Source organism: Nocardia veterana NBRC 100344 (genome assembly GCF_000308855.1).
GTDB classification, from domain to species: Bacteria; Actinomycetota; Actinomycetes; order Mycobacteriales; family Mycobacteriaceae; genus Nocardia; species Nocardia veterana.
In genome coordinates this window covers 1-15,553 of record NZ_BAGM01000195.1, presented here as the reverse complement: position 1 = coordinate 15,553, position 15,553 = coordinate 1, and the positions used below count along the sequence as shown (strand labels likewise).

14 protein-coding genes are annotated in these 15,553 nt (G+C 65.8%); 2 read left to right on the top strand and 12 right to left on the bottom strand.

Annotation, left to right across the window (positions count from 1 at the left end):
• From ON37_RS27155 to ON37_RS27100, 12 genes are all read right to left on the bottom strand, one after another.
• A partial coding sequence (locus ON37_RS27155; protein ID WP_040723534.1) for a hypothetical protein occupies nucleotides 1-1,304 on the bottom strand: 1,304 nt, incomplete at its 3' end.
• A 98-nt stretch (nucleotides 1,305-1,402) separates the two neighbouring features.
• A complete protein-coding gene (locus ON37_RS27150; protein ID WP_040723530.1) occupies nucleotides 1,403-2,239 on the bottom strand; it encodes an HpcH/HpaI aldolase/citrate lyase family protein in 837 nt (278 codons plus the stop codon).
• Nucleotides 2,236-3,399: an acyl-CoA dehydrogenase family protein gene (locus ON37_RS27145; RefSeq protein WP_040723529.1), complete on the bottom strand. Its 1,164-nt coding sequence runs from the start codon at nucleotides 3,397-3,399 to the stop codon at nucleotides 2,236-2,238. Before ON37_RS27145 ends, ON37_RS27150 begins: the two co-directional genes overlap by 4 nt.
• Before the next feature lie 76 nt (nucleotides 3,400-3,475).
• A complete protein-coding gene (locus ON37_RS27140; protein WP_040723527.1) occupies nucleotides 3,476-4,861 on the bottom strand; it encodes an MmgE/PrpD family protein in 1,386 nt (461 codons plus the stop codon).
• On the bottom strand, nucleotides 4,858-6,069 hold the full coding sequence (locus tag ON37_RS27135) for a CaiB/BaiF CoA transferase family protein (protein ID WP_040723526.1): 1,212 nt from the start codon (nucleotides 6,067-6,069) through the stop codon (nucleotides 4,858-4,860). The genes ON37_RS27140 and ON37_RS27135 overlap by 4 nt, the downstream gene beginning before the upstream one ends.
• Complete coding sequence (locus tag ON37_RS27130) at nucleotides 6,066-6,626, bottom strand: MaoC family dehydratase (RefSeq protein WP_040723525.1); 561 nt, start codon at nucleotides 6,624-6,626, stop codon at nucleotides 6,066-6,068. The genes ON37_RS27135 and ON37_RS27130 overlap by 4 nt, the downstream gene beginning before the upstream one ends.
• 158 nt (nucleotides 6,627-6,784) lie before the next feature.
• A complete protein-coding gene (locus tag ON37_RS32055; protein WP_157171611.1) occupies nucleotides 6,785-8,185 on the bottom strand; it encodes an amidase in 1,401 nt (466 codons plus the stop codon).
• On the bottom strand, nucleotides 8,182-8,340 hold the full coding sequence (locus tag ON37_RS27120) for a hypothetical protein (RefSeq protein ID WP_157171610.1): 159 nt from the start codon (nucleotides 8,338-8,340) through the stop codon (nucleotides 8,182-8,184). The genes ON37_RS32055 and ON37_RS27120 overlap by 4 nt, the downstream gene beginning before the upstream one ends.
• Nucleotides 8,341-8,450: 110 nt before the next feature.
• Nucleotides 8,451-10,253 carry a hydantoinase B/oxoprolinase family protein gene (locus ON37_RS27115; RefSeq protein WP_210742703.1) on the bottom strand — a complete coding sequence of 601 codons (1,803 nt, stop codon included), beginning with the start codon at nucleotides 10,251-10,253 and terminating at the stop codon, nucleotides 8,451-8,453.
• A gap of 47 nt (nucleotides 10,254-10,300) precedes the next feature.
• A complete protein-coding gene (locus tag ON37_RS27110; RefSeq protein WP_040723516.1) occupies nucleotides 10,301-12,376 on the bottom strand; it encodes a hydantoinase/oxoprolinase family protein in 2,076 nt (691 codons plus the stop codon).
• 632 nt (nucleotides 12,377-13,008) lie between these two features.
• Complete coding sequence (locus tag ON37_RS27105; RefSeq protein ID WP_040723513.1) at nucleotides 13,009-13,749, bottom strand: FadR/GntR family transcriptional regulator; 741 nt, start codon at nucleotides 13,747-13,749, stop codon at nucleotides 13,009-13,011.
• 58 nt (nucleotides 13,750-13,807) lie between these two features.
• Nucleotides 13,808-13,999, bottom strand: a complete 192-nt coding sequence (locus ON37_RS27100; RefSeq protein WP_040723506.1) for a hypothetical protein — start codon at nucleotides 13,997-13,999, stop codon at nucleotides 13,808-13,810.
• A 63-nt stretch (nucleotides 14,000-14,062) separates the two neighbouring features.
• On the opposite strand from ON37_RS27100, the gene ON37_RS27095 reads away from it, so the two are divergent.
• Together ON37_RS27095 and ON37_RS27090 are read left to right on the top strand one after the other, a co-directional pair.
• Entirely contained in the window at nucleotides 14,063-14,434 is a 372-nt protein-coding gene (locus ON37_RS27095) for a hypothetical protein (RefSeq protein ID WP_157171609.1), read from the top strand.
• Nucleotides 14,435-14,737: 303 nt separating this feature from the next.
• Nucleotides 14,738-15,448, top strand: coding sequence for a hypothetical protein (locus tag ON37_RS27090; RefSeq protein WP_051032133.1), 711 nt, complete (start codon nucleotides 14,738-14,740; stop codon nucleotides 15,446-15,448).
• The last annotated feature ends 105 nt before the right edge of the window (nucleotides 15,449-15,553 follow it).

Genomic DNA, 15,553 nt, shown 5'->3' with positions numbered 1-15,553 from the left:
GCTAGCTGCGAGGTGTCGACCGAGACCGACCGCAACGAGTCCTCGGTGGCGACCTCGAACACGGCTGTCGTCGGTGCCGACGAACTCACCCGAACCGCGTGACGAACCGGATCGACATCGAGCGCCGATGTCGCACCCGCCGGGACCTCGAGGTCGCCGACCGCCACCGCTCCACCCGCGCTCAGCACGGTCGTGTTGATGTCGGCGGTACGCCCGGCCTCGACACCGTCCACGACGATGCGGAAACGCTTGCCCGCTGGCACGGTGAATCGTGCGGAATTGTCATTGTTGAACAGAATCCGCTGCTCGACACCGGGAATCGGCTTGCCGGACGGATCGGTGACCCGGACGTCCCAGTCCACGTCACCGACACCCTGCGCCGTGCCGTTGGTGTCACTGACCAGCACGACGGTGTCGTCGGTGCGCAGGTCGGGATCCTGATGACGCTTCAGAACCTGGGCCAGCGGGACCAGCATCATCCTGTTCTTCGGCGAGCCCTGGTACAGCATCGTCGGCTCGGACGGGTTCGTCGCCGTCGAGTAGTACCAGGAGTCGGCGGCGGGATCGACGACCACCATCTTCTCCCGGCCCGGGAAATTGTTGTCATAGACGACGATTCCGTGCTTGCCGCCACCGAGGTCACGGAGCGCGATCGGTGTGATCGCATGCCCGGCGGAATGTTCCTCGTCCGTATAGATGGCGAGGATGTAGTTGTCGTTGCGCGACCATGCGGTACGGAGCTTCGACAGCGCCTGTGGCACCGAGACCTCACGTTCGGCGAGGTCCGTGGGAGGGAAGCCCTGGGTGATGAACATCCGGGCGATCAGTTCGTCCAGCGGCCCCGACGCCGGCATGCTGTAGACGCTCTGTCCTGGCAGCGCCAGCGGGAACTGGCTCAGCCGCTTCGTGTTGTACAGGCCTGCCAGCGCCGCCATGCCGTAGCAATGACCGCCGGTCATCGACGCGTTGAATTCCGCCTGCACGAGTTCGGCGACGGTGGTCGGTGAGCAGATGCCGAGCACGATGCGGGCGCATACCTCGTCACCGAACACCGCGCGCATTCCCTTGGTCGTGAGTCCCCGCCGGTGCAGGGCGTCGTTGTCTCCCCAATTCTCGAAGGAGAAGCCGTCGCGTTTCACGTCGAACCCGGAGTGGGCGACGACCTTTCCGGCCTGGGGATTCACGACCGGTGCGGCGTCCGCTGTGTCGGCGCCTACGGTCAGGAACGCAGCGGCTGCGGCAACCGCCAGGCCGGCAGCGGAAACACGGAATGACGCGCGAAGGCGAGACCGGGTACTGAGCATGGCAAAACAGTAGCGGACAAATCAGGCATCCTGAGCAGGTCCTGAGAAGAATCCGCATTCTTGCCGGCAGTCTGTCACGGAAATGTCGTTCGCGGGGATCAGCCCCGGCGAGTCAGCGTCCGACGCGCGATGCGGGCGACCGCCTCGTCGATGAGCCGGCCGGAACTGTCGGTCGCGGCTCCCTGCCCGGCGGCATCGAATGCCGCCAGCACGTCGACCGCTGTGTCCACCTCGGACGCGGTCGGTGCGAGACCGGCACGGGCGGGCCGGATCTGGCGCGGGTGGATGCACGCACGACCGAAGAAGCCCAGCCCGGTCAGGCGCCGGGTCTCGGTCTCGAACGACTCCGCATCGTCGATGACCGGCGACGCGGCCGCGAGTGGTGGCCGGATCCGTGCCGCCGCCGACGCGGCCACGACTTGGGAACGTGCCCAGAGCAACTCGTCGCCGACGACCGGCGTCACGCCGAGGTCGGCAGCCAGGTCCACCTCGCCGATCTGCACGAACTCGACGCGGGGGCCGGCGGCGATCGCCGGCGCATTCACCAGACCCGCACCGGTCTCGATCAGCGGTGAGACCGGCGTCCGCGGACGGCCCTCCGCAGCCTCGAGGTCGGTGAGCATCCGGTCCACGCGATCCAGCGTCGCGCGATCATCGCATTTGGGCAGCCAGATGCCGTCGGCCCCACACCGGACCGCCATGGTCAGGTCGTCGAGGAGCTCGGCACCGGGATTCACCCGTACCCACGTGGGCACCCCGGCCCGGTCGCGCTTCTCCAGCCAGGTCCCCACCGCGATGCGCGCAGAGTCCTTGGCCGCGACCGGTACCGCGTCCTCGAGGTCGAGGACCACGGCGTCGGTACCGGACGTGGTCGCCTTGCCGAACCGTTCGGGCCGGTCGCCCGGTACGTACAGGTAGACGAGCGGCGAACTCATCCGACGGTGACGGTTCCGTTGACCAGCGCCTTGGCGATGACGGTCCGCATGATGTCGTTGGTTCCCTCGCCGATCGACATCAGCGGCGCGTCGCGGTAGTAGCGCTCGACGTTGAACTCGGTCGAGTACCCGTAACCACCGTGGATGCGCATCGCCTCCAGGCTCGCGGTGATCGCGGTCTCCGAGGCGAAGTACTTCGCCATACCTGCCTCCCCGTCGACGCGTGCGCCCGAATCCGCCTTCGCGGCAGCCCAATACGTCATCAGCCGGGCGGCCTGCAACTGAGTGGCGATGTCGGCGAGCTTGAGCTGGATCGCCTGGAAGTCGGAGATCGGCTTGCCGAAGGCGGTGCGCTGGCGTGAGTAGTCGAGCGCCGCGTCGTACGACGCCTGCGCGATGCCGACGCTGCGGCCGGCGATGTTGAGTCGGCCGATCTCCAGCCCGGACAGCGCCTGCTGCATACCGCGGCCCTCGATCCCGCCGAGCAGCGTCGACGCGGGCACCCGCACCTCGTCGAGGAAGATCTCGCACGATTCGGTGCCTTTGTACCCGAGCTTGCCGAGGTCGCGCTGGACCTCGAATCCGGGGGTCGTGGTGTCGACGAGCAGGATGCTCATACCCTTGTGCGCCGGCGAGGCCGACGGATCGGTCTTGACCAGGACGGGAAGCACATTCGCATGGCGTGCGTTGGTGATCCACGTCTTGGTGCCGCGGATGACGTAATCGTCGCCGTCGCGGGTGGCGGTGGTCTTGATGCCCTGCAGGTCAGTACCCGCACCCGGTTCGGTCAGCCCGATACCGGTGCGGCATTCACCGCTCGCCAACCGGGGCAGCCACTGTTGCTTCTGCTCCTCGGTGCCATGTCGCGCGATCATCCAGCACGCCAGGTTATGGCTGCCCAGGATGCCGGCGATACCCATCCAACCGCGGGCGATCTCCTCGTAGACGAGGGTGAAGGACACCATGTCGAGTTCGAGTCCGCCGTACTCCTCCGGCGTGGTGATCCCGAACAGACCCATGTCCCGCAGCCGCGCGACGATCTCCGTGGGATAGCGGCCCTCGCGTTCCCATTCGTTGGCGACCGGGATGATCTCCTTGTCGACCAGCTGACGGAGCGCCGACCGGAAGTCGCGCTGTTCCTCGGTGAAGCTGAAATCCATTGTGTGATCCTTGATCTGAGAGGTGATCGGAGATGTTAGACCCGAACCCGGCCGCGGACCGGCAGGTGAAGGTGGGTCAGCTCGCGGAGAGGATGTCGGCCGCGAGCGCCGGGATCTGCCCCACGGACGGTGCGTTGCACAGACCCAGAACGGTCTGGACGAGTGCCTCGGAGGCCTCTCCCCCGCCGGCGTTGCCCCGGAACTTCTCGGCCACCGCGGCATCGTCCATCGGACGGCCGGAAGTGCCTCGGCTGCAGGGAACCTCGCCGACGAGCCGGGTGGCGTCGTCGAGGGTGATGACCGCCCGGCCGGCGGCGTCGGCGGCCGGGCGGGCATCGGGTGCGGGGACGACGTCGACGAGTGCGGCGGTGGCGGCCACCTCGGGTCGGACGATCGAGGCCTCGGCGTAGGTGTCGACGGTGACCGCTCCGTCGTGGACGAGTGCGGCGACGCTCCACGGCAGGTCGAACTTCGCGTCGTAGATGCTGCGGGGACTGCGTGTACCGGTGCCCGGCCCACACACGATGTCCACGCTGTCGGGATGGACGTCGACGCTGATGGCAGTGATACGCGACGCCGACACCTCGGTGCCCGATCGCGCGGCCTCGGCCAGAGCCTGCGCGACCGCATCGAGCGAGGCATGCATGAGTTGACAGCTCGGGTACGGCTTGATGCCGATACCAGCGCTCTCCCAACGAGTTCCGAGATCGGCGACGATCCCGTCGGGATCCACGTCGCGGTCGGCGAGCGCGCGGTACAGCCCGCGCCGGCCCTCCAGCACCGATTCGGGTCCGCTGGCCCCGGCCAGCGCCAGGCGCGCGGCGAGGACACCGTTGAAGCCCGCATTCCCCGGATGCAGGACCTTGGTGTTGGCCCCGGTGTCGAGGAACTCGAGCAAGCCGCCCGACGACGACGCCGCGATGCCGATCGCATCGGTCAGACGATCGGCGTCGGCGCCGTACAGCAGGCCGGCGGCGACGGCACCGGCGAGCGGGCCGACGACGGCGGTCGCATGGAGGCCGCGTGCGTGGAAGCCGTGTGGTGCCGCCGCGCCCAGTCGACAGGCGATCTCCAGCCCGGCCACCAGCGCGGTCACCGTCTGCGCGCCGGTCGCCCCGACTTCCTCGGCGACGGCCAGGACAGCCGGCGCCACGACCGTCGTCGGATGCACGAGTGCACCGGCATGCGTGTCGTCGAAGTCCAGGGCATGCATCAGCACCCCGTTGGCGAAGGCCGCCGCAGGAGCCGAGATGGCCTCGGGGTCACCGAGCGGATGTGCCTGCGCCGGACCGCCGAGCCCGCGGGCCACGGACAGTCCGGGTCCGCCCTGATCGAGACGACGCGCGCCGATGGCATTCCCGATCCCGTCGAGCAGATGCCGCAGCGCGGCCCGCCGGGTGACCTCGGGGATGTCATCGACGTCGAGGGCCGCGGCCCAGTTCGCGAGTCGGCGCGCGGTCACGGCGTGGCCTGTGCGATCGAACCGAAAGCACCGGCGTCGACGAGACCGCGGACATCCTCTGCGCTGTAGCCGAGCAGCTGCATCACCTCGTCGAAGTTCTCGTTGCGGCGCGGTGCCCGACGATACTCCGTGGGCTCGTTGCCGAATCGCACCGGTGAGGTGACCTGACGGACCTCACCCCACACCTCGTGTTCGGTGGTGGCGATGAGCCCGCGCGCCAGGGTGTGCTCCTCGGTCAACGCCTGCTCGACGTCGTTGATGGGACCCGTCGGCACCCCGGCCTCGGTCAGCAACGACACCCAGTGATCGACCGTCGCCTCGGCGAATCGCTTCTCCAGCAACGGCAGCAGCTCGTCCTTGTGCACACCACGGGCGGTGAAGTCGATGAACCGCGGGTCCTCGAGAAGTTCCGGTAGCCCGATGGTCTCGGCCAACCGCACCCAGAACTTCTCCTTGGCGCAACCGACGACGAACCACCCGTCGGCGGCTTCGAAGGCCTGGAACGGCACCAGCGAGGGATGTGCGGAGTTCTTGGTGCGACCCGGGCGGTAGCCGGCGTTGAGGTGCCAGGCGGCCGGATAGGTGAGCATCGAGATGGCGGTGTCGTAGAGCGAGACGTCGCAGTCGCCGCCGATCCCGTCGCGCCGAGCGGCGTGCAGACCCGCCATCAGGCTGAGTGCCGCGACGTACCCACCGCAGAAATCGACAAGGGAGAGACCGGATTTGGTGGGCGGTCCATCGGGGTCACCCGTCAGGTCCATCCATCCGGCGAGGCCCTGCAGGATGTAGTCGTATCCGGGCTGTTTGGCCCGCGGACCCGTCATGCCGAACCCGGTCAGGCTGCAGCAGACGATCGCCGGGTTGAGGTGTTTGAGGTCGTCGTAGGTGATCTTGATCTTCGCCGGGACGTCGCCGCGCAGATTCGAGTAGACCGCGTCGCTGATGCGGACGAGGTCCTCGAACACCTTGCGTCCGCCCGGTGTCCCGAGGTCCAGCGACAGACTGCGCTTGTTGCGGTTGAAGGTCTCGAAGAACAGCGAGTCCTCACCCTTGTTGTAGGGCGGAACGTACCTCCCGACGTCGCCCCCGGAGGTCGGCTCCTCGATCTTGAGCACATCGGCACCGAGGTCGGCGAGATGGACACTGCCGAAGGGGCCGGCGCCGTACTGTTCGACGGCGATGATCCGCACGTCCTCGAGCGGCCTCATGACCGCGGGTCCTCGGCCTGTGTGCCGGCGACGACCTCGGTCAGCGAGGGCGCCTTGACCTCGGGGAAGTAGTTCTGTCCGATGCCGCTCTCGCGGGTGGCGACCATGACGGAGCGATTCCAGGACACCACGACCTCGCCGTCCTGATTGACCCCGCGGGTGACCATCGACACGATGCCCGCGTAGGGACGAGACCTGGACTGGCGCAGGTCGGTGCAGATGCTCTCGGCGTAGATCGTGTCGCCGACGTACACCGGGTGCTGGAGTTTGACGTCGGTGAACTGAAGGTTGGCGACGGCGTTCTGACTCATGTCGATCACCGACAGTCCGAGCACCAGGGCGATGATCAGCCCCGAGTTCACGATCACCTTGCCGTCGGTGATGGGATTCGTCCGGGCGAGATGTTCGTTGAAGTGGTTCTGGTTGGTGTTCATCGACAGGCACGTGATCCACGCGTTGTCGGTGTCGGTGATCGTGCGGCCCATCGGGTGTTGATAGACGTCGCCCACGACGTAGTCCTCGAAGAAACGCCCGAGTGTGGCGGGATGGGTGGTCAATGGTCCTCCTGAAGGGTGCGGCGTTGCACATTCCGACGGCAACGCGACGCGAACTGTCAGAACTAACTACCTGCGGCGGTAGCCGGCGATTCAGGTCGATGACAGTCGTCTCGGCGGTCCGGTACGGCCGATCCGTTTCGCGCGGCGTGCGCGTGTGGTTACGAGTAGGGAGTGAGGTGTTTCAGCCCGGTCAGGTTCTGCAAGGCGATGGCCGCGCCGAGAAGCAGCTCCTCCGAGTACGGAAGGCCGACGAGCTGCATCCCGACCGGAAGTCCGTCCGTGGTGAAGCCGCTCGGTATCGTGACGGCAGGCACACCACTGAGATTGCACATCACCGTGGCTCGGCTCTGGGCTTCGTACATGGGCACCTTGCGGCCATTGATGTCGACTGTGAGATCGTCGAGCGCCGGTGCGGCCGCGGGAGTCGTCGGCATCAGCAGGAAATCCACCTGTTCGAGGGCGTCGGCGAACTCGGCCTGCAGCGCACGGCGGAACCCGAGCATGTCCACATACTGTTGAGTGGTCGTCCGCGAACCACGCGCAATGCGCCGCAAGCCGACCGGGCAGTAGTCGGCGAATCGATCACGCCGGGCGCTGTGATGCGCCCAAGCCTCGGTGAACAAAACGTGGTAACCAACGGAGTGAGCCTGGCGAGCCGACGGGATGTCGACGTCGACGAACCGCACCCCCTGGGCAGCGAGTAGCTGTAGCTGGGACTCGTAGCCAGCCAGGACGGCTTGGTCACTGTCGTCGGTGAAGTAGGAACCGGGTAGGCCGATTCGTAACTGCGCCAGAGGTTTCGAATTCTCGACGTCGTCCATCAGCAGTCCGGGGCCGTAACTCTGCGGGTCGGTGGCGTCGCACCCGGCGATCACCGACAGCATCAGAGCAGCGTCCTCGGCCGAGGACGCTATCGGCCCGACGGTCTCGTTCGTCCACGACAACGGTGTCGCACCGGTTCTCGGCACGCGGCCTGCGGTCGTTTTGACCCCGGTTACTCCGCAGTGTGATGCGGGAATGCGTATCGAGCCGCCGGCGTCGGACGCGAGCGCGAACGGGAAGGCCCCGAGGGCCACCGAAGCTGCTGACCCGCTGGACGACCCGCCCGCCCATCTGGCAGAGTCCCATGGATTCCGCGTACTCCCGGTCAGGAGGTTGTTCGGCCCACCGACCGCCCACTCCGTGGTTGCATCCTTGCTGACCGGTATCGCACCGGCCTCCAGGAGACGCTCTACCGCGACTGCAGTAGCTGCGGCCACACGATCCTTGTCGACGAGGGAACCACTTGTCGTCACCTCTCCGGCGAGGTCGAAGACGTCTTTGATGCCGAATGGAACGCCTTCGAGAGCCCTGGGAACTCCTTCCGACCACCGCTCGTCGGATTCTCTTGCGCGCCTTCGGGCGGACTCCTCCAGAACTGTGACGACCGCTCCCCTCTCCCTAGCGTCGGTGCCGAGGATGGAGATCGCGGAGTCGATCACCTCCGAGGCACTCCGGTCTCTGGTGGCGTAGGAGGACAGTAGGTGTCTGACGGACACTGTTCTCATCTGGTCGGTCATACTCGACGTCCGAACGATCTGATCCATTCCCAGCTCGTCAACGGCTCGGCGAGCGGGACCGCGGAGCGGCGCGCCTCGGCCAGCTCGTCCAGCAACTCGGCCATCTCGGTCGCCGCCTCCTCCGCGGCAGCGTCAAGTACATCCTCGATCTTCATCGACAACCATCCATCTCGTTCGTCTACCTCCAACACCTCGAACCCCGGCACAGACGCGCCACGCCCTGTGCGGGCTCCGTCACTGGGCTCGCACAGACCGCGGCACGATCTCAGCCGGGCAGCACAGGTGCCGGCAGGCCTGTTTCGCTTTCACATCGCGCGAGCAGCTCGTCGACGGATGTAAATCCGCGATCGATCCACGGCGCGTCACCCCGCTCGGAGCGCAGCTGAGCACGCAGGCTCTGGCTGGCCGTCACATCGATCTCACCGTTCCCGTCGAGCACCACGCCATAGCGCTTTGCCCCCTCGGCGGTGACGGCACCGCTGACAAGATCCGCGGCGACATCCTCGAACGATCGATCGAACGGATCGCCCCAACCGCCCCCACCCCACGTGGCGAAGACCAGCTTGTCGCCCGGTCGAACAACGACGTTGTCACACTTGGACGGGAGTGGCCGCTCGGTCCCGTCCGCGGACAGCAGGCGCTTCCTGCTCCTCGACGCTGCCGAACCTCCGTTGATCCCCCACGGGTACGTGAGCCAGCGATCGTCGTGGATCGAGATCGTCCCGTCGGCCAGGAACCGATACACCACCTCGAGTCCGTTCCCACCCCTGTGCTTTCCGGGGCCGCCCGAGTCCGGGATCGACCGATAGGAGTCCACGATGATCGGGAAGTGCGCCTCGATGTACTCGTTGGGCATGTTCCGGAACTTCGGCCACAGGGAGTGACAGTCGATACCGTCTCCGATGGGCCGCCCCGGGATTCCGCCGAAACCGACCTGGAAAAGGAGGAAATCCCGTCCGTTGTCATGTTTGCCGGAGAACACGAAGTGCGGGCTCGACGAGAATCCCGCCGCCGACATTCTCTCCGGCGCACTCTTTCCCAACGCACCACTGATGACGTCGGAGATACGGCCGAGGCCGTGGGTTCGTCCCGACGTCGCGGCCGGGAACTCCGGATTCAACCACGACCCCTTCGGGAACTTGACCTGAATGAGATCACTGAACCCGTCGTTCACGACGATTCCCGGGTCGAAGACGAACACGAGCATCTGACCGGTCAGCATGCGGAACATCTGTGGGTTGTAGGGCAGGTTGATCGACGCCGCCGACTGGGGGTCGGTGCCTTCGAAATCGAAGTACGCGGTGTCGTCCTCGCGCCACACCGACAAGCGCACCCGATACGGACCGGTTCCCATACCGTCATCACAGAGATAGTCCTCGAATGTGGACTTCTCTTCAGGAATCAGGGTGCGGATCACGTGCTGCATGGCCGAGCGGCACCGCTCTTTCAAAGCATCGATGGCCGAATACAGCGTGTCGACGCCGAACCTGGTGGCCATTTCGAGGATCGCGTTGTGACCGAGCCTCGCTGCGGACACCAGGGCGTTGAGATCGGCGCGAATCCAATGTGGTGAACGGCTGTTGGCGGTCAGCATTCTGGTGATATCGGTCTGCTCTTGTCCGCGCGAGTACAGCTTCAGGACGGGGATGACGATCCCCTCCTCGAAGATGTCGTGCGATGCGATCGGCATCGACCCCGGAACCGATCCGCCGATGTCGGTCTGATGGCCGAAAATCGCCGACCAGCCGATGAGTCGTCCGTCATGGAACACCGGTATGACCACCAGCCAGTCATTGAGGTGACTGATGGCACCGTCGGTGACGTACGGATCGTTGGTAAGAAAGATATCTCCTTCCTCGATCGTCCCGTCGTAGTTGTCGATGAAGCTCTTCACCGGTGAGCCGAACTGTCCGGCCATCTGAGCGCCATCGCGATCGGTCAGGATCGGGAAGGAGTCACGCTGCTCGCGCATCAGGGGTGACATACTCACCCGGAAGATGAGCGCATTCATGCGCTGAATGCCGTTCTCGAATCCCCGCTCGATGAGATCGATGGTGATCGGTTCCACCGCGACCTCGTTGAACGGTTTCGGATTGGTCTCGATAATTGTCGCAGTCACTGCTTGGTTCCTTCCATGCCGGCCGGACGGATAAGAATGTTGCCCACGATGTCGATGACGGCAGTGTGGTCGGGAAGAATGACGCTCGTGGAATCCATTTCCTGGATGATTGCGGGACCCACGATCACATCGGAGGCCAGTAGTTTCGAACGGTCGTAGACCGGTGTCTCATGCCACGCCCGATTCATATACGCACGTGATTCCCCGATCTTGGCGTTCTCCGGCGACCCGGTACCGGTCGTGAGGTGCTCAGCCGCAGCGACCATGGGGTTCGAGATGCAGATGGCACGGAGACTGACGAACTGACGATCGAGCGTGGTCATCGAGAAGGTGTTTAGCTTCTCGTGAGCCTCGTCAAATCGCTTTCCCAGCAGGACGATTCCCTCGTCGGTTAGCTCCTCGACGCTGAGCGGGATGGTGATCGCATCAGACTGACCCACGTACCGGATATCGGCTTCGAGAGTCATGGTCCGCTGGTCCCGCGGCACCTTCTCGCCGTCCATTGCGGATTCGACCTCCGCGATCAACTCCAAGTACTCGGCGCGAAGCCCAGCGACATCGATACCGACGAACTCGCGAACCGAGGTGCGCGACCGTTCCTGGCGGACACGTGTGGTCACGTCTCCATATGCGCACAGAACACCGGGACTCCGGGGAATGATCACCGGCCAGGAGCCGAGCAGCTTGCCGACGGCGTTGGCGTGAAGCGGACCCGCTCCACCGAAAGCGACCAGGGCGAAGTCCTGGGGGTTGAAACCCTGCTCCAGACTGACGAGTCGCAGTGCGCCGTACATGTTCTCGTTGGCGATGTCCACAATGCTCGCAGCCGCATCCTCCGTGGAGATCTCGAGGGCCTCGCCGATCTGCGCGACGACTCGCTGCGCGGCCTCCCGGTCCAACTCGAGGTCACCGCCGAGGCGGGTATCAGCAGGTAGTAACCCCATGACCACGTGAGCATCGGTGACTGTCGGCTCGGTTCCTCCGTGCCCGTATGCTGCCGGGCCCGGTTTTGCCCCCGCGCTCTCCGGGCCGACGCGGAGTGCCCCGGTGATCTCAGGGACTTTCGCGATCGACCCTCCGCCCGCACCAACGGTACGGACATCGATCGAGCTCGCTCGCACCGAGACGTCACCGATCATCGTTTCGCGCCGGAGCTGAGCTTGACCATCCTCGACAAGCGCCACGTCCGTGGAGGTCCCGCCCACGTCGAAGGTGATGATGTTCTTGAATCCGGCCTGCTCGGCGACCCACAGGGCACCGGTCACACCACCGGCCGGTCCCGACATCAGCAGATTCACGGGAAACTCGGCAGCGTTGTCAGCACTGGTCAAGCCGCCGTCCGACTTGAGGATTCTGAGTTGGGCGCTCGGCATCGTCGAGCGCGTGTGCTCCGCGAGTGCACTGATGTAGCTGTCGACCACCGGGCGGACGTATGAGTTCGCGACGGTGGTCAACGTGCGCTCGTACTCCTGGATCTCCGGGACCACCCGACTGGAGATGGACACCGGCATGTCCGGCAGCAGCTCTTCGAGGAGGGCGCGTACCCGCAACTCATTGGTGTCATTGGCGTAGGAGTTGATCAACGAGACCGTGATCACCTCTACACCTTGTTCTTTGAGAGTCTCCGCGGCCACCTTCACCGACTGCTCGTCGACGGTCTCGAGGATCTCACCATGAGCACTGACACGTTCATCGATTTCGACGGTCGCTTCCAGTGCAGCCATGGGCTGCGATTTCTCGTACGCTACCCATGCGGCGTAGTCGCCGGGCACATGCGACCTGGCGATGTGCAGAACATCCCGAAAGCCCCGTGTGACAATCAAACCCACGCGGCTTCCACCGCCGGTGAGAACGGCATTGGTGGCGATGGTCGTGCCATGGAGGAAGTGTGTGATCTCCTCAGGCGACACGCCACCCAGATCGCAGGCCTTCACGATCCCGTTGATGACGCCCGACGAGACATCGGATGGCACCGTCGGTACCTTCGCAGCGGTGATTTCGCTTGTCTCGCTGTCGATGAGAAGGACGTCGGTAAAAGTCCCTCCCACGTCAACACCAACACGATAAGTCATCACAGAGCCTTTCTCGGGGACACACTGGGTAGACGATCGGTGCGGTATTCGAGAGCTTCAGATTCCGGTTCGCACCTCGTGAGCTGGAACACTATCGGCCACAGCAGACCCTGTCAATACATCTGATGTTTTTCTTCGAGGCGTTGTTACGCCTACATTCCGTATGCTGTCGCGCCAGGTTCGAGAAGGTCGATGCGTAGCCGGTGAGGCTAACGTGGATCGCCCTGGACCCGTGCGCAAGCGCAGGGCTTCATCCGCTTGGTCGCGGATCAAAGCCATGCATGACCGGCAGTTTGTGGTTTCACCAGGGGTTTTGCGCTTGCCCAGGATCTTGGTAGGTCCCCGGTGACGCGATAGCCAGACCGTCGCCGTTGTCGGCTGGACCCTGACGAGGGTGATCGAACGGGAGCACGCGGACATCGAGTCGCCCGATATACATCTGATCTTTTCAGTCTGGCCACGCTGGACCCGGCTCGCGCCGGATGAAGAATGCGCTCCGCGGAACGCGCTCAGCGACTCTCAGAACCGTTGCAGCGCAAAGTATTCACTCTCCACTGTGGCCGGAAAATACCGGCCGTTGATGGCGATCTCACGGTACGGCGAGAATCATCAGCTCAGGTACTCGACGAACGTTACGAACCGCGTCTGAGCAGGTCCATCTGCTTGTAGACGTCGCCGAGGTGGTCGAGGTGCCGGCGCATGAGCGTCATCGCCGTCATCGAGTCCCGGCGCTCGACCGCCTCGAGGATCGCACGGTGGTCTTCGTCGACGCACCGCCAGAACCCTTCCGGCGCGACGTCGCGGCTGAAGCGGGTGCCGATGACGCGGAACACCGGGACGGTGATGAGGTCGAGGAGAGGGTTGTCCGCCGCCCGCAGCAGGATGCGGTGAAACTCCTGGTTGTTGGCGTAGACCTTCGGACCGACACCCTCCGACAGGTCGAAGATGGTGGCGCGCAGCTCTTCCAGATGGGCGTCTGAGTGACGATAGGCGGCAACTCCGGCGGCGGGCACCTCGGTGAGCTGCCGGACCTCCATGAGCTGATCGACGGTCACCCCTTCGGCTGCGGCGAGCAGCGTGACTCCCGCTTCGAGGTTCGCACTCAACTGACCGATGTCGGGTGTCGCGACAAACGTTCCCCCGGTCACCCCACGGGTCGTGTTGACGAGGTTCTCGCTGGCGAGCGTCCTGATGGCCTCCCGGACCGTGCTCTGACCGACGCCGAACTCGGCGCGGAGTTCGGCGTCCGGGGGCAGACGAGTACCGGGAGTCAGCTCACCGGCGAGGATCCGCACCCGAAGCGCGTCGGCCACGATCTCGTACGCCGGGCGTCGTCCGGACTTGTTGCTCCCGGACTGATTCGCTTCTGTCACAACATGATCCGATCTTCATGGGTTTGTCCCAAACTACCAGATCAGAGTGAGCCGACGCCTACAGATAGACGACCCGATACTTCAGGCTTCCCTTGATGCGCCCGACGAGGTTCCCGGTCACCCAGATCCAGGCTCCGCGACGTCGGCGAGACCACCCCCAGGGCCACAGCGGACAGGTCGCGAGGACGACGCCGGCGTGGATCGGGAACCACCACCACTGCCGGCCGGGCGCCCCGTACTGCTTCGCCACCCGCGCCTCTTCGCTGGCGTAGTCGATGACCTGAGCCCGTCCCTAACCCCACTGGAGAGACCTATGCCCACCCCTGACGTGCCCACCACCGACGAGCGCACCCGCGCAGCTGCGGCGCTGGAGCTGCGCCGCACCGGCCTGCCGTATCACGCCATCGCCGACCGTCTCGGCTACGCCGACGAGAGCGGCGCACGCAAGGCGGTGACCCGGCTGCTCGACCGGCGGGAGGCCGAGGGCGTGGCCGAGCTGCGAACAGTCGAAGGCGACCGGCTCGACGCGCTCCAGTCGGCGGCGTGGGACGCGGCGGTGTCCGGCGACCTCGACGCGATCAAGACCGTGCTGTCGGTGATCGACCGTCGGTGCCGCCTGTTCGGTCTCAACGCACCGATGCCCGTCGCGGTCGCCGCCGCTGTCGGGATCTCCGATGTCGGGTGAGCCGAACAGATCGCCGGGCTGCTGAGCAAGCTGGAGACCCCCGAGGAGGTCGTCGAAGCGGTCGCGGTCAGCGGCGGCGACGCTGGGCGGCGGATCGCCGCCGTGGTCCGGGATCACCGGCTCGACGCTGACGGGCGATCGGAGGTTCCCAAGGGTGACGGACCTCGGATCGCCGCTCCATCAGGCGAGCGGCGCACTCAGCGTCGGGAATCCCCGATCGAGGCCCGAGGGGTGGTCGAACATCTGACCCGAGACCTGTTGCCCGACACCACAACACCGACTCACGACAGGAAACAAGACACCATGACCACCCGCACCCGTTCACTGACCGCACTCGACGCCGCCCGCGCCCGACGCAACCCGCGCCCGGCGACCCCGCCGCCGACCTACTCGCAGGCCGAGCAGCGCGAGCGGCGGCGCAAGCACCTGCCCGTCACCTACGACGGACGGTTCGACCTCACCGAGGAGATCCGCGCAATCGTCGGCCCGCTGGCCGACCGGGTCGCCGCCGACCCGCACCCGCTCACGTTCGCCGTGCAGGTCGATGACGTGGTCGTCGCGGTGGCCGGGTCGGTGCGGACCCTGGCGGTGCTGCTCGCCGAGCGCCAGGCTCGCCGCCGGACCGCGAGCGTCCCTGTCTCCCACCGTGGCGCAGCGGTGCGCGCAATGGTCGCGCTCGCCGACAAGCCCGCCGATCCCGAGATCACCGACGACGACATCCGGTCGGGTCAGTGCGCGGTGATCCTGACCGAGCACGCGGCGACCTACTCGACCGACCTGGCCGACTACCTCGCCCACGCGGTCCCGCCGGGTCAGACCCGAGGGCTGCTGTCGATGTCGGAGCAGACCGAGGACGCGCTGCGCGAGATCGACACCGCCGCCACGAACCTGGCGCGGCGACTGTCCTACGTCGAGAACCTGCGCGAGCAGACCAACGGCACCGGCACCGGCACCAGCTCGACCGAGGCGGACCGGGCACGGGAGACCCTGGCCAGCCTCGGCATCACCCCCTAGACCGTCCACCCGAGGCGGCGGCGGTTTCCTTGTCCCGCTGCCGCAGATGTCGAGACACCGGCCCGCTGGTTGCGGACCGGGGCCGGTGTCTCGACACCCCGACCC